The sequence below is a fragment of the Pedobacter sp. BS3 genome, from assembly GCF_008274585.1.
Taxonomy (GTDB): domain Bacteria; phylum Bacteroidota; class Bacteroidia; order Sphingobacteriales; family Sphingobacteriaceae; genus Hufsiella_A.
In genome coordinates, this window is the sequence record NZ_VTRT01000004.1 from 252,434 (window position 1) to 270,749 (window position 18,316).

11 protein-coding genes and 2 pseudogenes are annotated in these 18,316 nt (G+C 43.8%); 7 read left to right on the forward strand and 6 right to left on the reverse strand.

All coding sequences use genetic code 11. The features are described from left to right. Nucleotides 1–164: 164 nt before the first annotated feature. Complete coding sequence (locus FW774_RS12820) at nucleotides 165–1,496, forward strand: GntP family permease (RefSeq protein WP_149348598.1); 1,332 nt, start codon at nucleotides 165–167, stop codon at nucleotides 1,494–1,496. A 97-nt stretch (nucleotides 1,497–1,593) separates the two neighbouring features. Continuing rightward, nucleotides 1,594–2,733: a glycerate kinase gene (locus FW774_RS12825; RefSeq protein ID WP_149348599.1), complete on the forward strand. Its 1,140-nt coding sequence runs from the start codon at nucleotides 1,594–1,596 to the stop codon at nucleotides 2,731–2,733. A 146-nt stretch (nucleotides 2,734–2,879) separates the two neighbouring features. Here FW774_RS12825 and FW774_RS12830 read toward each other — a convergent pair whose 3' ends face one another. From FW774_RS12830 to FW774_RS12845, 3 genes and pseudogenes are all read right to left on the reverse strand, one after another. Then, the gene (locus tag FW774_RS12830; RefSeq protein ID WP_197739861.1) at nucleotides 2,880–3,467 is read right to left on the reverse strand and encodes a helix-turn-helix domain-containing protein; all 588 of its coding nucleotides are present in this window, start codon (nucleotides 3,465–3,467) and stop codon (nucleotides 2,880–2,882) included. Nucleotides 3,468–3,655: 188 nt separating this feature from the next. Continuing rightward, nucleotides 3,656–4,027 (reverse strand): annotated as a pseudogene (locus FW774_RS20670) (HEPN domain-containing protein). Beyond that, nucleotides 4,024–4,275, reverse strand: a pseudogene (locus tag FW774_RS12845) (nucleotidyltransferase domain-containing protein); the annotation flags it as partial. The pseudogenes FW774_RS12845 and FW774_RS20670, both read right to left, overlap by 4 nt. Nucleotides 4,276–4,659: 384 nt before the next feature. On the opposite strand from FW774_RS12845, the gene FW774_RS12850 reads away from it, so the two are divergent. The 5 genes from FW774_RS12850 to phnY all read left to right on the forward strand — a co-directional run bounded on the left by FW774_RS12850 (nucleotide 4,660) and on the right by phnY (nucleotide 10,931). Continuing rightward, a complete protein-coding gene (locus FW774_RS12850) occupies nucleotides 4,660–5,739 on the forward strand; it encodes an alkaline phosphatase family protein (RefSeq protein WP_149348603.1) in 1,080 nt (359 codons plus the stop codon). 13 nt (nucleotides 5,740–5,752) lie between these two features. Beyond that, nucleotides 5,753–6,841 (forward strand): zinc-binding dehydrogenase, encoded by a 1,089-nt coding sequence (locus tag FW774_RS12855; protein WP_149348604.1) that lies wholly within the window; start codon nucleotides 5,753–5,755, stop codon nucleotides 6,839–6,841. Nucleotides 6,842–6,876: 35 nt separating this feature from the next. Beyond that, nucleotides 6,877–8,130 (forward strand): MFS transporter, encoded by a 1,254-nt coding sequence (locus tag FW774_RS12860; protein ID WP_242457820.1) that lies wholly within the window; start codon nucleotides 6,877–6,879, stop codon nucleotides 8,128–8,130. Between the two features lie 5 nt (nucleotides 8,131–8,135). Continuing rightward, nucleotides 8,136–9,377: a phosphonoacetate hydrolase gene (gene phnA / locus FW774_RS12865; protein ID WP_149348605.1), complete on the forward strand. Its 1,242-nt coding sequence runs from the start codon at nucleotides 8,136–8,138 to the stop codon at nucleotides 9,375–9,377. A gap of 111 nt (nucleotides 9,378–9,488) precedes the next feature. Further along, nucleotides 9,489–10,931 (forward strand): phosphonoacetaldehyde dehydrogenase, encoded by a 1,443-nt coding sequence (phnY, locus tag FW774_RS12870; RefSeq protein ID WP_149348606.1) that lies wholly within the window; start codon nucleotides 9,489–9,491, stop codon nucleotides 10,929–10,931. Between the two features lie 91 nt (nucleotides 10,932–11,022). Here phnY and FW774_RS12875 read toward each other — a convergent pair whose 3' ends face one another. From FW774_RS12875 to FW774_RS12885, 3 genes are all read right to left on the reverse strand, one after another. Beyond that, nucleotides 11,023–13,197 (reverse strand): TonB-dependent receptor, encoded by a 2,175-nt coding sequence (locus tag FW774_RS12875; protein WP_149348607.1) that lies wholly within the window; start codon nucleotides 13,195–13,197, stop codon nucleotides 11,023–11,025. A gap of 74 nt (nucleotides 13,198–13,271) precedes the next feature. Then, nucleotides 13,272–13,583: a DUF6660 family protein gene (locus FW774_RS12880; protein WP_149348608.1), complete on the reverse strand. Its 312-nt coding sequence runs from the start codon at nucleotides 13,581–13,583 to the stop codon at nucleotides 13,272–13,274. Nucleotides 13,584–13,779: 196 nt separating this feature from the next. After that, nucleotides 13,780–17,874 (reverse strand): hybrid sensor histidine kinase/response regulator transcription factor, encoded by a 4,095-nt coding sequence (locus FW774_RS12885; RefSeq protein ID WP_149348609.1) that lies wholly within the window; start codon nucleotides 17,872–17,874, stop codon nucleotides 13,780–13,782. Between the last annotated feature and the right edge of the window lie 442 nt (nucleotides 17,875–18,316).

The following is an 18,316-nucleotide window of genomic DNA, read 5'->3' on the forward strand; positions in this document are numbered from 1 at the left end:
GTTAAACTGCATTTGTCTGTGTTTCGACAGGCTCAACATGACTAATGCGGTCAGCCTGAGCTCTGTCGAAGGCTATTTATGTGAAAAAATAAAAAGTTCAGATAACTTCAGTAACTATATTTGATATAATCAATAATTAAAAACCAACTTTAAGTTTTAAACCTTTGACTTTCAACTTTCTATATCTGTTATGCTGCCTGTTGGCCGGTATTGGAATTATTGTACTGCTCACTACCAGGTACAGGATAACCGCCTTTTTCGCTTTGATCATAGCTTCGTTTGTAGTAGGACTGGGTATGGGTATGCCCTTAGCCGGAGTGCTGCAAACGGTAAAGGATGGTTTCGGAAATATCCTGAAATCGCTGGCGCTGATTATTATCCTGGGAACAGTACTCGGAACTCTGCTTGAATATACCGGCAGTACCCGTGTGATGGCATCGTACATTCTGCGAAAAGTAGGCGAGCGGCGGTCGGCGCTGGCTATGAGCCTTACGGGATTTATTGTCGGTCTGCCCATTTTCTGCGATTCGGGATATATTGTGCTGAGTGGTCTTAATAATTCACTGGCTAAAAGAACAGGTATTTCCATTGCGGTAATGGCCGTTTCACTGGCTACAGGCTTATATGCTATTCACTGTATGATACCGCCGCATCCCGGAGCGGCCGCCGCAGCGGGCATTATACAGGTGGATGTAGGCCGGTTGGTTTTATTCGGGATTGTAGTTGCTGTTCCCGCAATGATTGCGGGACATTTATGGGCAAATTATGCCGGCAAAAAAGCGAATGTAATTGCCGATGATACAAATCATATAGAAGTGACCGATAACCAATCTGGTCCCTCCGTAATACGAGCCTTCATGCCTATATTGATCCCTATACTGCTGATAGCAATCAAATCCTTCTTTACAGTAGATCCCCTTGTAACCGGTAAATGGATCCAAGTCGTATTGATGGCAGGGGATCCGGTAATTGCCTTAACCATCGGTATCTTACTGGCTTTTAACAGCAAACGTGGCTGGAAAAAAGACACCGTAAGTAAACTATTGCATGACGGTGTGGAAAAGGCAGGCAGTATCTTGCTCATTATCGGTTCAGGCGGTGCTTTTGGCGCTGTGCTGGCCGCTGCTAAAATCGGTGAGCAATTTAGTGAGGCCTTGCCATTGGCAAGCCTGGGTTTATTGTTCCCTTTTTTAATTACATTTATTATAAAAACAGCGCAAGGTTCGTCTACGGTGGCTATTATAACTGCCGCATCCATCGTTCTGCCCTTGTTGCCTGCCCTGGGAATGGACAACGAAAGAGGTCATTTGCTGAGTGTACTGGCTATGGGCGCCGGTTCCATGATGATCTCTCATGCCAATGACGCCTATTTCTGGGTAATTGCCAAATTCTCGGGATTGGATATGCGGACCATGCTCAGGGTGTATTCCACGGCTACGCTGGTAATGGGGCTCACCTCGCTGCTGGTAGTCTATGTATTGTCGTTATTGCTATGATGATACGACTAAATGTAAAAAGGTATATTGCTTAAATAAATAATATAAAATCAGTACAAGTCCCTCTCCTAAGGAGAGGGATTTAGGGAGAGGCTTTATGCACATACTCATAGCACCAAACGCGTATAAAAACAGCCTTACAGCGATAGAAGCTGCCGAAGCCATTCGTTTAGGTCTGGAACAAAGTGATCTGAACTGTACCAGCGAATGCTTCCCAGTAGGAGATGGCGGTGATGGAACAGGTAGCCTTATTGTGAGGCAATGCAGAGGTAAGGACATCCGGGTAACCGTACCCGATCCTTTTGGAAGAATGATTGAATCGTCATTCGGTCTGATTGATAACGAACAAACAGCGGTCATAGAAATGGCCAATGCTTCCGGATTGCGACTATTGGCACAACACGAGCTTAATCCCTTGCGGGCATCATCAGCCGGAACAGGAGAGCTTATTCGTGCGGCGTTGGATAGGGGAGTGAAACGTATTGTTATCGGGATGGGTGGCTCGGCAACCGTAGACGGTGGTACAGGCATATTACAGGCGCTCGGTATCCGTTTTTTGGATGACCGGGGACAGGTTTTATCCGGGATGCCCGAAAGTCTCGTCCGGCTGAATAAGGTTGATGCTTCCGGCCTGGATCCGAGGGTTGGGGAATGCGAATTTGTGGTGCTTTGCGATGTAGATAATCCCTTGCTGGGAAAGCAGGGGGCTGCAGCAGTTTTCGGGCCCCAAAAGGGAGCCAATCCCGATGATGTACAAAAGCTGGACGCTGCCCTTACGGTTTTCAGCGAGGTAACGTTAAAACAAACCGGTCGGGATATGGCGACGCTTATGTATGGCGGCACTGCCGGTGGGGCTGCTGCCGGGTTATGCGCCTGGCTCAATGCGAACCTGGTAAACGGCATTGACTATTTCTTGCAGCTTACCGGTTTTGATGCAGCGCTGCAACGAAGCGGCCTGCTGATTACCGGCGAAGGCAGCATCGATCTGCAAACGCTACAAGGAAAGGCTCCTGCCGGTGTGGCACGCAAAGCGAAAGAGCGGGGTCTTCCTGTTATAGCGTTTTCCGGCAGGGTTGAATTAGATAATCATGATCGCTTGAAACAGTGCTTTGATGTGGTGCTACCTATCGGAAACGAACCTTGCGATCTTCAGCAAGCAATGCGTTTAACCTCGGCTAACTTAACCCGCACCGCACGTGAACTTGGCAATTTGCTGGCATTGAATCCGGCCCGGTAAACGGCTAAAGCCTATCGTAGTTGTTTGAACGTAGCAATGCATCTGCAAGTTAAAGCGATACAATCGCTATTTCATTTCATCCGCGTTACAAACGCGGACGATCCAAGTACTTTAAACTTATCACAGATGCACGCTCATCCTCAACTTCAGTACTTGGGTTCGTTAAATAAGTAAAATACCAGAATTGTTGCAGTTTGCTCGTATGGATTCCGGGGCACATGCGGAATATTACCATCAAAAAACAGCGAATCGCCCTCATTCATATAGAATGTTTTATCGCCCAATACATATTCAATGCTGCCCGATATCAGGTAAATATATTCAAAGGCAAGTGTGCTTACCGTTTTGCGTTTTGCATCGGGCTCCAGGTGAAGCAATGAGATTTGCAGCGAGGAACCCTCTACCCGGTGTTCCAGGATAGAAAAATAATGGAACCCCTTGGCATTCTCTTCCTTGACAAAATGGGTGTATTCGGCCTTGGGGATAAAGATATAACCCGGAAAAGAATCCTGTTCGCCAAGCTCGCTGAAAAAAGCGTCCGGTGTAACGCCCAGCGCCCCGATGATGGCAAATAAGGTAGGTATGGTCGGGATCATCCGGCCGTTTTCAATTTTAGAGAGCATAGCTATGCTCACGCCTGATGTAGTGGCCAGTCCGGTTAGGCGCAGCTTTTTGCTTTTCCGGTATTTCCGGATAATCGCACCGATCTCATTATAGCTAAGTTTCTTTTCCAAGGATATACCATTTGATAGTGCAAAAATAGATTCAAATGTAAAAGTTGGAGAGAATATTGATAGAAAAATAAAAATGTATTAAAGAAGATTGGATGATTCGCAATAAAATTACAAGGCTGATACATCCCATGTTACAAACTCGGACAGTTATGAGTCTTTTTTGATATTGAAATCAGTGGGTAATTTATCTAAAACCGTGGTTTTAATATAACAGCTATTTCATAGTATTCCCGGGCTTCAGCTGGTTCTGCGGCAATATAGTCATGAGGATAGCGGGCCCGTACGGCATAGAGATTTATATTTTTCATATCTATACCGGTAAAGTCTTTGTCTAACTGGGAGCATAATTGCATCAGGTAATCCAGGTTATGCGTGAATATAAAATCCTGGTCATGATAAATCAAGAATGCTTTTAGGTATTATTCAATTGCCTGCTGGCAATGAAAACAGGCGATATCAAGTATAAGTGGATCAGCTTCGATCAGAATATCTGCTGCAATTAAATCGTGCTCTGCTTTAGTTAGCCATTGTAAAAGAATTTCCCCTTCTTCTTTTGTCATAATTCTATGGTATCCTTTAGTGCATGGTAGATAATAAAACCTTTGGCCTGTTTTTTTAAGTTAGCTTCTCCCTGGCTGTGGAGAAGAATATCAAAAGGGATATGGAGCGTGTAAACTAACGATTTGCTGATTTTACTTTCCATATCCATTTTTTCTTTAGGAGGAATAGGGTCCTTTGTAATTACCAGTACATCAAAGTCGCTGTTTTTGTGAAAATCACCACGGGCTTGTGATCCAAAAAGCAAAACTCTGGCATCCGGTAAAAAGAATGTATAGTGGTTTTAATTGTAGTTAAAACAGCATTATCATGCATAACCCCTGTCTTTAATCACTCAAAGATAACATATTTTGATTTTAATTTTATTTGGTTCCTTCTGTTGCCTGGAATTCATGTCATAGGTATAGCCCTTTACCTTTTCCCCTGTAATTCCAACGGTAATAGCAGGTATATTTTTTTAGCACTTATTTTACAGCTTTATTTTCATATTGAGAAAATATTAATATTGCATTTTGTGGTTTTTTGGTCATATTAAATGTTTTTATTTTATTTATTTTTCATATTGAGAAAAATAAGTATATTTACACCCACCAATAAGAAACCAGCCGGATAGCCGGTCCAAGTCAATAGAGTTATGAAAAAATTAAGTATTTTCTTTTTAATGATTGCGGGCATGCAGGTAATGGCCCAGCAGCAAAAAACAAAGAACCTGGTGGTTGTCACACTGGATGGTTACCGGTGGAAAGAGCTTTTTACCGGGGCCGATGAAGAGCTGATTAACAATAAGGCCTTTATCAAGCAAAAAGACGTTAAAGATAAATATTGGCGCAATACGCCCGAAGAGCGCCGCAAAGTGCTGATGCCGTTTTTCTGGAGCACGATTGCAGCAAAGGGGCAATTGTATGGAAACCGGACCGTAGGCAACAACATGAACGTGAAGAACCCGTACTGGTTCTCATATCCCGGTTATAACGAAATGTTTACCGGTTATCCCGACACAATCGTTAATTCTAACGATTATCCGCCAAACCCGAATGTCAATGTGTTCGAGTTTATCAATAAGCAGCCTGCATACCAGGGTAAGGTGGCTGTTTTTGCCGGCTGGAATGCCTATTACCGTATTCTCAATGAAAAGCGAAGCGGTCTGCCTATCAATGCCGGCTGGACGGAATTTAAAGGGCCGAATATCACTGAAACACAAAAATTCCTGAACTGGCAGCAGCAGTTTGTTCCGCAAATTTATGGCCCGGATGAGCGTATTGATGCGGTTACTTATCCCATGGCCAAAGAATACCTCAAACAAAATCATCCCAAAGTATTGTACCTGGCATTTATCGATACCGATGCCTTTGGGCATCAGGGTAAATATGATCTGTATCTGGATGCTGCACATCGTACAGATACCTTTATTGGTGATTTGTGGAATTACCTGCAAAGCGATCCCTTCTACAAAGACCAAACAACCCTGCTGGTTACTACAGATCATGGCCGTGGCGATGGCGCTTCATGGAAATCGCATAAGCGGAGTATCCCGCATTGCGACGAAGTATGGCTGGCAGCTATTGGGCCGGATAGCAAAGCACTGGGTGAGGTGCGGCAATCCGGACAGCTTTACCAGAACCAGATCGCAAAAACCATCGGCAGATTAATTGGCCTTGATTTTACCACCAAAAACCCAATGGGCGAACCTATTGAAAGCATCTTAAAAAAATAGAATAACTATAACTATGAGAACCGGGAAACTGATTGCCTTTAACGGAAGCGGGCAGCCATTAGAATTAAAAGAATATCCGGTAGGGCCGTTGAAGACCGGGGAAATTTTGGTAAAAAATCGATATACCACCCTTTGTGGAAGTGATATCCATACCTATTGCGGGGTGCGGCAGGAAGCATGTCCTACCGTGCTAGGGCACGAAATTGTTGGCGAGATCATAGAGATCGCTCCCGGGCATCCCGGTACAGATTATAATGGCGATAAGCTCCAGCCCGGCGATATCATCACCTGGTCTATCTTTTCCAGTGACCCCAACTCGACATTTTCCCTGGAAGGTATCCCGCAGAAAGGCGATAAGCTGTTTAAATACGGACATGCCCTCATTCGTGAAAACGATCCTTTTCATGGTGGTTTGGCCGAATATTGTGTGTTGCGTGCCGATACAGGCATCCTGAAAATACCGGCCTCGTTGCCCTTGCCTATTGCTGCAACACTTAATTGTGCAGTAGCTACGGTTGCCGGCGCCTTGCGGACAGCCGGCGGTCTGACCGGTAAAAATGTGCTCATTTTTGGTATGGGCATGCTGGGCGTAAGCTGTGCCGCCATGTGTAAGGAAGCCGGTGCGGCCTGGGTTGGCGCTGCCGATGTATCGGATAAGCGCCTGGAAGATGCATTAGCCTTTGGAGCCGACGAATTGATCAAGATGCATGAAGATAATACCGATGTGGTAGAATTACTGAAAAGTAAATTTCCTAAAAAGGGAGCCGACGTGGTTTTTGATATGAGCGGTTCGCCAGATGCCATGGAATTGGGTATGGATGTGCTGGCTATCGGCGGCTGCGCTGTATGGATCGGTGCGGTATTCAAAAACCGGAAGGTAGCGCTCGATGCCGAAAAAATAATACGTAACCTGCACACCATCAAAGGGCTTCACAATTACAATTTCGACGATTTTAAATACGCTCTTGATTTCCTGGAAAAAAGCTGGCAGAAATACCCGTTTGATACAGTAGTAGATGAAGAGTTTTCCCTGGAGGATGCGCAACAAGCCTTTGAATATGCCATTGCCTGCAAACCGCTTCGCGTAGGTATCAGAATTTAAACTATCCTAAAACCAACCTCATACACCTGAACGAAATGAATACCAAAAACTTCCGGAAAGATCAGTGGCTTATGCTGCTTGTTACCATGTTCTGTTACCTGTTTTTCTATACCGGCCGGCACAATTTCGGTTGGGCAGCAAAAGATATGGCAGCAGAGCTTCAGGTACCTTACACTACCATTGGCTGGATCAGCTTTTCCATGCTCATCGGCTATGCCATCGGGCAATTGGTAAACGGTAACCTCGCCGATCATTTCGGCGCCCGCAGGATGGTTCCGTTGGGAGCATTGCTTTCTATCAGCGCTAATATTGGTATCAGCTATGCCACTAACATTTATGTGGTGTTTGTGCTTTGGGCCATGAACGGCTATTTCCAGTCTATGGCCTGGGCGCCCGGTAGCCGGCTTATTTCCAACTGGTGGAGCGCCAACGAAAGAGGAAAGGCATTTGGCCTTTATACTATGGCTGCGGGCTGCTCTTCGGTAATTACCTACCTGCTTTCTATCATCCTGTTGCAGCAGGATATGTCGTGGCGGTATTTGTTCCGCCTGCCCGTATTATTATTACTGGTTGCAGCCACCATATTCTTTATTATAGCCCGTAACACACCGGCAGATAAAGGCTATGAAAATCTTTCGGATGATACCGCTAAGCTGGAAAAAACATCCTGGCAGGAGCGGTATAAGGTAGTGCTCCGTAACCGGGGATTTCTTACGGCTTCGCTTGCCATCGGTTTTCAGAATATGGCACGTTACGGACTGATATTCTGGGTTCCGGTACATTTCCTTGGGCAGAACTGGAAAGATTCGCCGGAATACTTATGGGTTACCTTCCTGATGCCTATCGGTATGGCCATTGGTGCATTAACCTTTGGCAATATTTCCGATAGTATCTTCAAAGGCAACCGGCCGGCATCCATCGCAACCGGTATGTCGGTAAGCGCTGTTATTGCCCTGCTGATATTTTTTACCCATTCGCACAGTATTGTGGTAAACGGCATACTGATGTTCAGCGCCGGTTTTTTCGTATATGGCGTACAGGCCAATTTCTGGCCCATGAGTCCCGAATTACTGGGCGAAAAATACGTAGGAACAGGCATCGGTATTATGAATATGTGCGCTTACCTGTTTGCCGCTATGGGTGAGCCGTTGTTGGGCAGGGTGATTGATGTCACCCACAATACCCGTTACGTGTTTCTTGCCATCGCCATCATATCCTTTACCTGTGCGCTGATCATCTCATCGATCAAGTATAAGCATCATGTATCCTTACAAGTTTCAAATACATAATTTATATGAACTCAATATCCACAAACAGTTTTAAAGCGAATAATAAAACGTATTCTCCTTCGGCTAATCCCATTGTAGTTATCTGTATTGATGGCTCGGCCGATGACTATTTAGATGTTACGGCCGCTCATGGGCGTTTGCCTAACCTGGAGAAAATGAGCCGTACGGGTTACCGCGGAATGGTTCGGGGCGCATTGCCATCGTTTACCAATGTAAATAACTCATCCATTGTAACCGGTGTAGCTCCCGCGATACACGGCATATCGGGCAACTTTTTTTACGACACGGCCAAAGACGAGGAAGTAATGATGAATTCGTCGGCTTACCTGCGGGCAGAAACCATACTGGCGGCCGCGGCCAATGCAGGGCGCAAGGTAGCGGTAGTAACGGCTAAGGAAAAGCTGCGGGATATTTTATCGCATAAACTTACGGGTATAGCCATTTCTGCGGAGAAAGCTAACCAGGCAGTCAAAGAAACACACGGTATTGATGAGGTGGAAAAAGTAGTGGGTTATCCTACGCCAACCATCTACAGCGCCGATGCCAGCCTGTTTGTGCTGCGTGCCGGAACGGCATTGATACAGCAGGGACTGGCCGATTTTCTGTACCTGTCGTTAACCGATTATATGCAGCACACTTATGCCCCTGATTCAGAAGAATCGCTGGCATTTTATGAAGAGATGGATAAGGAGATCGGTAAGATGCTGGCCCTCGGAGCGGTTATTGGTGCAACAGCCGATCATGGTATGAATGCTAAGATCAAAGCGGACGGAACACCAAATGTGCTGTTTGTTGAAGATATGCTCGAAGCGCAGTTCGGCGCCGGTTTCCGGGTGATCTGTCCCATTACCGATCCCTATGTGAAGCATCATGGCGCTTTAGGTTCGTATGTCGTGGTGCATGTGGACGACAAATCCCGCATAACAGAAGTGAAAAACTGGCTGGCTTTACAGTCCGGAATTACCGAAGTACACGATAAGGAGTCGGCGGTGCGTTTGCTGGAACAGCCGGAAGATCGCACCGGTGACCTGGTAGTAATGTCAGGGCGGGACGTAGTAGTGGGTCGTAGGCCGCAGTATCATGACTTGTCGGCTTTAGACGGAACGTTACGTTCGCATGGTGGCCGGTATGAGGAAATGGTTCCGATGGTGCTTTCACATCCGCTGAATGAAACTTACCGGATGAAGGCTGCCGGAGATCCCCGCAATTTTGACATTTTTGATTTTACCGTTAACGGAACACACTAAACGATGTACGATTTTAGATTGACGAATTACGGTTGGGGGCCGCTGCCGGTTCAGGTGCTGGTCTGTCACGTAAATCTTAAATCGTAATTCGTAAATATTCACATATATGTTATGAAAGAACAAATAATAGAAGAGGAAATAATCAATGCTACCTGTTATGTGGCCGGGGAACCGGTGCAGGGAAATAATAAGCTGGAAGTAAGGAGCCCATATAATAAGCGGCTGGTTGGAACGGTTGCTCTGGCAGATGCTAACGATACAGAGGCTGCCGTGCGGGCGGCATTAAATAATAAACCGGTTTTGTCCAAGTATGAGCGTTACGCTATATTAGATAAAGCCCGGAACCTGCTGATGGAGCGGAAAGAGGAGTTTGCGCAAACCATCAGCGCCGAATCCGGTCTTGCCATCCGCGAAGCGTATTACGAAACCGGGCGGGCGCATGATGTACTGTTTTTTGCAGCTATGGAATGCCTGAAAGACGACGGACAGATTTTCTCCTGCGACATATCGCCGCAAGGCAAAGCCCGCAAAATATTTACCCAGCGTGAATCGCTGAACCTGGCGGTATGCATTACGCCGTTCAATCACCCGCTGAACCAGGTGGTGCACAAAATAGCGCCTGCCATAGCGGCCGGAACGCCGGTTATCCTGAAACCGTCGGAGAAAACACCGCTTACTGCCATTAAAATAGTTGAGGTACTGTACGAAGCCGGTTTGCCTCCAAATATGATAAGCGTGTTGCTGGGCTCTACAGCAGAAGTGGCCGAACCGTTGGTTAAAGATTCGCGGGTGGATATTGTATCGTTTACCGGAAGCGTGGCTGTAGGTAAAAAGATTGCTTCAACGGCCGGATACAAAAAAGTTATCCTGGAGCTGGGCGGTAATGACCCGCTGATCATTATGGAAGATGCCGATTTGGATACAGCAGTTTACCTGGCGGCCGAAGGCTCGTTCCGCAACAGCGGACAACGTTGTACGGCTGTAAAACGTATTTTGGTGCACGAGAAGATTAAACCAGCGTTTGTTGAAAAGCTGGTAGCAAAGGCCCGTGAATATACCTGTGGTAATCCTGCCGACCCGGAAACACGGGTGGGAACAGTGATAGATGAAGCTGCGGCTATTTACCTGGAAGATGTGGTGAAAAAAGCGGTAGCCCAGGGCGCTAAGGTATTGCTGGGCGGAAAACGTAACGGCGCTTTGTTAGAGCCAACAGTAATTGACAATGTGCCCCGCAATGCTGATATGGTTGTTCATGAATCGTTCGGACCGCTGGCGCCGGTACTCACGTTTAAGGATATTGACGATGCTATTGCTTTATCCAACTCAACCGCTTACGGTTTGTCATCAGGCATTGTAACCAATAATATGCAATACGCTACCCGCTTTATCAAAGAGCTTAAAGTGGGCACGGTGAATATCAATGAGGTTCCGGGTTATCGTATAGAAAGCTCGCCTTTCGGCGGAATTAAGGATTCTGGCCTCGGAATAAAGGAAGGCGTTATCGAAGCAATCAAGTGTTTTACTTTTGTGAAGACCTTTTCGATGCCGTGGTAGCATCATCCAGACTTTCGAAGTCTGTCTTTTAATATCAGTTTACCGGAATATCACCATAGTATATTCCGGTAAATGATAGCTTTCGGTACAATTACAGCTTTAATTTAATGCCACCGTTGATCAAAAATCCGTCAAGGGGAGCGTAAATATCCCTGAATACAGGATGGGTTATGGTACCTCTGTAAATGGAATCGAACCGTGTTTGCCGGGCATCCAGGAAGTTCTCGAAATTGATGTATACCGAAAATTTATCCCACAGTTTTTCCAGCATAAAGCCGCAAAGTACGTATGATCTGCCGGTTGTGCCATCGGTTAGATGCTGCCTGCTGAAAAAATAGGCTTCCAGTCCGGCTTTCCATTTGTCTTCAACCTCATACATCAGTACGGAATTGATCCGGTGTTTGGGAGTAAGCGGTGCCGTTGTCATCAAATCGTTTTGATGTAAACGGGCATCGGTAAATGTGTAACCCAGAAACAATTTGAAATCCTCATAACCAAACTTGGCATTTGTTTCAGTTCCCCGCGTATCGATATGGCCACCGGTGTTAATAAATTGATACCATCCATTGGGCTGGGCATTCAACAAAAGCGGATTATCTAACCGGGTGTAAAAGAAAAGCTGGTTGATGCTAAACGTTAGCTTTTCGCCAAAGACCGTGCGGTAATTGAAATCGATATTGCCGCCGTAACTGCGCTCGAGCTTATTCCGGTTTTTGTCAATGGGCAATACATCCCGGTATTGTATACGTTCGCTTTCCTCGGTAAAAATGGTCGGCGTTTTATAGCCGAATCCGCCGCCAAGGCGTGAGGAAAATTTGTCGCTTATTTTGAATAAGGCCGAAACTCTGGGTAAAAGGGCAAAGCCGTAATCCATAACATAGTCTGTTCTGAAGCCGGTTTCCAGGTTGAGCCAGGGCGTGGTTTTCCAGGTGTTCTGAACGAAGGCGCCGAAAATGAGCTGACTATAATTTCTTAACGGAAACGTACTAAGCCGGGCTTCGCGGAAGTCATCCGTCCAGAGATTAACACCCATAATCCACTCGGATTGTTCTTTGGATGTGACATAACTTGCTTCGCTGAAAGTAGCGGTTTGTGTACCATTGAATTGGTAGCCCGGAATACTGATTTTCCTGTTAAAGTAACTTACGCTGTTCTTAAAATGGAATGCGTTACTGTTATTCAGAATGTGGTCAGCCGCCAGTTGCGTAGAGTAGCGTTGGGTTTGGTTTTTTTCAAAATAGCTGTGGGTAGCATCGCCCTGACCCTGTATGTAATGAATATCGCCGCCAATACGGTTTTCAACAGTTGTGTTTACCCCGAAGTTGAGTTTGGTTTTATCACTGAAGTAAACAAATATTTTGGGGTTGAAAACGTATCGTTCAAACCTGGGAATGGCGGTAAGATCAATATTTGCCGGATCGTAGGCCCAGTTGCGACTATGCGATGCAAAAATGGTTGTGCCTGTTTTGTTAAACTTCTGACTATAAAAGCCATTTAGGTCAAATCCTTTGCCCGAGCTGCCGTTCAGGTGAAAGCTGAGCTCCCGTTCCGGCCCCGGTGTTTTTGAGATCAGGTTTACCAGCCCGGCAATTGCTCCGCCGCCGTAAAGGGTAGAGGCGGAACCTTTAATTACTTCCACTTGTTTTAAATCCAGCGGAGGTGTTTGCAGCAGTCCCAAGCCGCTTGCCGCTCCCGCATACAGCGGGAATCCGTCTTTAAGAATCTGGGTATAGCGTCCGTCAAGTCCCTGAATGCGGATGGACGCGTTGGCCGATGTAGCCGACGTTTGCTGGGTTTGTATGCCCGTACTTTCGCTCAAAAGCATACGGATGTCACCGGCTTTCATATTGGCTTTTTCTTCTAATTCTTCACCGGCAATAAATTCAACCCTGGTGGGAATGTCCTTAATGGTTCTTGAGCTCCGCGTAGACGAAATAACGATCTCGTCCAGTTCGCCGGCCTGCGGTGTGAGCAAAATCTCAACCGGTATGGCATTAGCCAATGGAAATAAGAACGTATCTTTCCGGGTTTCATAACCTACATAACGGAACTCGATAACTTGTTTGCCACCCGGGATATTGGCTAAGGTAACCAGTCCGTTTGTATCGGTGCTTGAGCCTTTGGTGGTTCCGGTTAAAATAGCTGTTACCCCGACCAATGGTTCACGGGTTTTACTGTCTTTTACAAATGCTTTAAATAGATGTTGTCCTGATACCGTATGTATCTGCAATGCGGCCATGAATAGCAGCATGAAGCGTAATTTCATGTTTAAATAATTTTGTTAATATCTACATTAAATGAAAGCGGATGTGCGACAGCACATCATGGAATAAAGAGATATTAGCTTATTTTGGGAGGCTGCCAGATGGAAGGTGAAAATTCTGTGATAAAGCTTTTCTGCCAGGTTACAGGCCTGCTGTTGATGGAGTTATGAAAGGGTTGCGTGATATAGCAGCCGGCCAGGCAAACAAACCCATTACAGGTATGACAGTTTAAAAACGGCGAGCAGCAATTCCGGCAATCCGCGTTACTTTGATTGGTGTGATTTTGCTTGGTATATGCTATTTCGTTAATACAATTGTCTTTTAAATAGCCGGGAGCTGTTGCCAAAAACAGTACGTATAAGCTAAGTATGCACGACAAGTATTTCACAGGGCAAAGGTAGTAAATGTTGGATAATTGCAATATATGTGGTATTTGTGAATGGCGATACAATCGCTATTTCACTTCATCCGGGTTACAAACGCGGACGATCATTGCTTGCCACTTAACCCGATATCGCTAAGCTCCGGCTTAGTGCTATTGTTACAGCTTTAATTGAATGTATACAGGTGAACAAACGGTTGAATCAGGCGTTATAGCTACTGTAATTTTCCTGGGCATTTCTTTTATATTCAGACGGAGTTACTTTAAAGAACTCTTTAAAGCACTCCCGGAAATACTTTAAATCATTAAACCCAACTTCGTACGCAATCTGGGAGACATTCATGTTTGTTTGCGTTATCATCAGACCGGCTTTCTTTAGTCTGATAGTTCTGATGAATGTAGACAGGTTTTGTCCTGTTAGTGCTTTAAGCTTGGTGTAAACTACCGTGCGGCTCATGTTCATCTGATCTATGAACATGCCTGCATTAAAATCGGGATTGGTAATATTTTGCTCAACCATATTAATTGCTTTTTCCAAAAAGATCTCGTCCGGAGATGTTATTGTTAGTTTCTTAGGCTCCAAAATGGTATCCTGTTTAAACTTGCGGATCAAGCTGGCCCTGGTTTTTAATAAGTTATCTACCCTGATTTCTAAAATGGACGCGTTAAACGGTTTGGTAATGTAGGCATCTGCTCCCGTGTAGTATCCTTTTTCCTGATGTATTGAGGATGTTTTTGCGGTGAGTAAAATAACGGGAATATGGCTGGTTAATAAAGTGGTTTTAATGTGATGGCATAGCTCAAAACCGTCCATAACGGGCATTTGTATGTCGCTGATAATTAAATCAATGGCATTTTGATGGGCTATGGTAATTGCCTGTTCCCCGTTGCCGGCAACAAAGACATTGTATTTATCTATAAATATTTCTTTAATGAAACGCTGCAGGTCTGCATTGTCTTCTACGATCAATAAGCTTTGAATGTCTTCCCTATATGTATTTACGGATGATATGCTTTGCCCGGTTTCAGGCTGGTTATCAGATGCTGTATCTATCTGAAACACATTGTCTTCGTCAACAAATTCAGGTTCATTGATACATTCGCCGGCAGAAAGATGTTCATTACCTAATCTAAGCAGGATACTGAAACGGGTTCCCTTTGCTTCAGAGCTTTTTGCCGTAATCTTGCCTTTATGGAGCTCTACCAATCGTTTGGTTAAAGAGAGGCCTATCCCGGAACCTAAGCTCTTCTTTTTATTATCCAGCTGATAAAACTGGTCAAATATAAGGTGGATGTGTTCTTCGGGAATAACGCTGCCAAAATTGACAACGCTTATTTTGACGTAATTTACAAGCTTTGAATTGATTTTTTTTGAGGTAGTGGAAATTGTGATCGTAACCTCGCTATCATCATCACTAAACTTAAATGCGTTAGATAACAGGTTGAACAAAATGTTTTTTAGCTTCGGTTTATCAAACCACACCTGAATATTTTCATGGTTGGTAATGAGCTGGTATTTGATATTCTTCTTTTCGGCTAACGCATCAAAGGACCTCTTGATCTCTTTTGTAAATAAAACAATATTGTTTTTTGACGCCTGAAGGGTAAGCTTGCCGGATTCACTTTTTCTGAAATCGAGAATTTGATTAACCAGTTGAAGCAGCATCCGGGCATTTTTTAACATGATCTCGTGCTGTTGCCTGATGTAACTATTGCCAAGATTTTCACGGATCATTTTTTCAAGCGGACCAATGATCAATGTTAATGGCGTACGAAAATCATGAGATACATCTGTAAATAGCTGTAATCTTAACTGGTTGATCTGTTCTGACTTTTCTTTTTCTTTCCTTTCTTTTATTCTTAACAGGATGAGTTTTCTGATGTAAAGAAATATGCCACCGCATACTGTGAGATAGATAAGATATGCCCACCAGGTTCTCCACGGGGCGGGTAATACTTTTATATGTATAGCATCTCCTGTCTCGTTCCATACACCATCGTTGTTCGTTCCTTTTACCTTAAAGACGTAGTTTCCTGCTTTTATATTGGTGTATACTGCCTTTCTCTGGGTTCCTACATAATTCCATTTTTTATCATTGCCTTCCAATATGTAGGCGAACTCATTTTTTTCAGGATGCATGTAGCTTAAAGCCGTAAAGTCTATGCTGAAATTGTTCTCATTATAGTTTAGGGTGATGGTTGAGACTGAGTCTGTAATTTTTGTGTAGGGTGTATTATTGACTTCGATATTGGTTATATCAATTTGGGGTACGAATGCGTTTTTCCTGATATCGTTAGGATTAAAGTATGTTAACCCGTTAGTACCTCCAAAAAACAGCTTTTTGTCCCTGGTTTTAAAAAAAGAACCGTAATTAAACTCGTTTCCCTGGAGCCCGTCGAATTGATTGTAATTTTTTATGCTGTTCGATTCGACATTTAGTCTGCTGATACCATTGTTGGTGCTGATCCAGATATTCCCATTATTATCAGCTAAAATACCGTATATGATATCGTTTGGTAATCCTTCCTTAATTCCATAAGTTTTTGTTTTTCTATGTTTAGGATCGTACATGTAAACGCCCTCGCCCTCGGTGCCAACCCAGTAATTGTTAAAGTTGTCTACAAAAATGCAGTTTACGTATGGAGGCGGATTATCCTTCGACGTTTTTTTTAGCGTGATCTTATTTCTTGTTTTAGTATGTATGTTTACAGTCTCCAGCCCGCTGTCTCCGCCAATAAGCAATATATCCGGATCTTCAGTTTGCACAATGCTCATAATGCTTTTGATATCTTTATCTATTTTAGATAAGAGTTGCTGACGAACATCGTAAAAAATGAGCCCTCCGGTTAATGTTCCGATCCAGATATTCCCGTTTTTATCTTCTAATAATGTTAAAACTTTATACTCCTTTAACGGAACATTACTTGCTTTGGGAAAGTCGATTTTTTTGAATTCAAAAGGTTTTTTGCCGGGGTTTAAGAAGTTTAGGCCTCCGTCGTGAATTCCGATCCAGATATTCTGGTTATGATCTATAATTACTGATTTTACGTTATTTGCACTTAAGCTGTTGCTGTTGTTCGGATCATTTTTATAGTAGGTCAATCGTTGAGTTTTTCTGTTATAGAAATTCAGCCCGCCTCCTTCAGTACCTATCCATAAATTTCCATTCAGATCCTCTGCCATACCGCTAACCACCCTATAGTTTAACTTATTATCGGTATTGCCAAAAGAAATGGTCTTAAAGGCTTCGTTGTCTCTGTTATAATAATTGAGACCGTCTGCCCAGGTACCCAGCCACATATCGCCCCTGGAATCGCGGATAATTTTATAGATGGAGTTTTGACTTAAACTGTTTGAATTGTTATCGTCGTGCACCAGGTGTTTTAATTCGGAATGTTCAGGGTTTAATATGTAAAGTCCCGAATAACTTCCTATCCATAAGTTTCCCGAAAGGTCTTCGCAGATACTCCGCACGGCGGTGGTAATTGCTTTTTCGCCCTTGAATTTGAAGTCTACAAAACTCCGGGTTTGGTTATCATATAAGGCCAATCCCTGTTCATAGCCTAACCATATCGTATTTTTCTGGTCTACGTATAGTGTAGGCAAATCATTGAGATGAATATTATTGTTTTCCTCAGGGTAATTCAGGTGCCTGAAAGTTTTGTTATTCGGGTTGTAGATATCGATATACCTTGTGCTGCATATCCAAATGTTATTGTCCCTGGTTTTCAGAAAGTAACGGGTTTTATCATCGCTTAACGAGTTGGAATTATTGCTTTGATGCTTTATCCGCTTAATTTCATTGGTCTTGATGTTGATTTGAATAATACCATTATTGGTTGCAGCCCATAGCAGGTTGTTGTTAATCTGCATTATTCCCCGTATAATATTGTCTGTAATGTTATTCTGTCCGTCCGAGTGTTTATACCGGATGAACTTATCAGTCTTGGGATTGTATTTATTTAAGCCGATCTGGGTGCCTATCCATAAATTACCATAGCTGTCTTCATAAATAGCATGAATGTTGTTGTTGCTTAAACTTTCAGGATCGCTTAAAATATGTTTATAGACTATAAATTTATTGCCATCAAATTTGTTAAGTCCGTCTCTGGTGCCAAACCATAAATAGCCTTTTTTATCCTGAAGAATAGCCATTACAGAACGTTGGGATAGTCCGTTGGCTGATGTAAAGTGTTGAAATTTAAAGTCGTTCTGTATACTCGCTATATCCTGGGCTAATAGGCATGGAATACCCCCTAAGATAAATAGAACACAAAAAATGAAACGAGCTTTCATTGGTTAAAGTAGTTCACCAAATTTAATAAAATATGTTCCTCTGTATGGTTGCTGCCGATTTAAATTTATTGGATAGTGCTGTTGCGATAAAAAGATTTTTAGTTGGTTTTTGACAAGTGAAGCGCTTATAGAATGATATTGAATAGACGCTATGAGAGTTGGGTCTGACAAAAAGTCAAAGGCACCGTCCTTAAATGGTCGCATACGCGTCAAGTTCAGAGCTAAAAAAACCTGGCCGTCATTCCGCCCCGAGTACTCGGGTATCCGGAAGTCCCTAAATAGTAGTATAAACGTCGCTTTAAGACCCTGAAATAAATTCAGGGTGACGGGGTTCCGGGCTTTTTAGTTCCGTTTGTACTTTTTTTAATGCATCATAAATATTTAATTGTCATTTTGTTATATAAAGTTTAGTTTGACTTGATGCGAAGAACTGGGCTTTTTC

Coding starts and splice junctions, on each gene's coding strand:
- FW774_RS12825 (WP_149348599.1), top strand. CDS start 1,594: ATGCACATACTCATAGCACCAAACGCGTATAAAAACAGCCTTACAGCG.
- FW774_RS12850 (WP_149348603.1), top strand. CDS start 4,660: ATGAAAAAATTAAGTATTTTCTTTTTAATGATTGCGGGCATGCAGGTA.
- FW774_RS12855 (WP_149348604.1), top strand. CDS start 5,753: ATGAGAACCGGGAAACTGATTGCCTTTAACGGAAGCGGGCAGCCATTA.
- FW774_RS12860 (WP_242457820.1), top strand. CDS start 6,877: ATGAATACCAAAAACTTCCGGAAAGATCAGTGGCTTATGCTGCTTGTT.
- phnA (WP_149348605.1), top strand. CDS start 8,136: ATGAACTCAATATCCACAAACAGTTTTAAAGCGAATAATAAAACGTAT.
- phnY (WP_149348606.1), top strand. CDS start 9,489: ATGAAAGAACAAATAATAGAAGAGGAAATAATCAATGCTACCTGTTAT.
- FW774_RS12875 (WP_149348607.1), bottom strand. CDS start 13,197: ATGAAATTACGCTTCATGCTGCTATTCATGGCCGCATTGCAGATACAT.
- FW774_RS12885 (WP_149348609.1), bottom strand. CDS start 17,874: ATGAAAGCTCGTTTCATTTTTTGTGTTCTATTTATCTTAGGGGGTATT.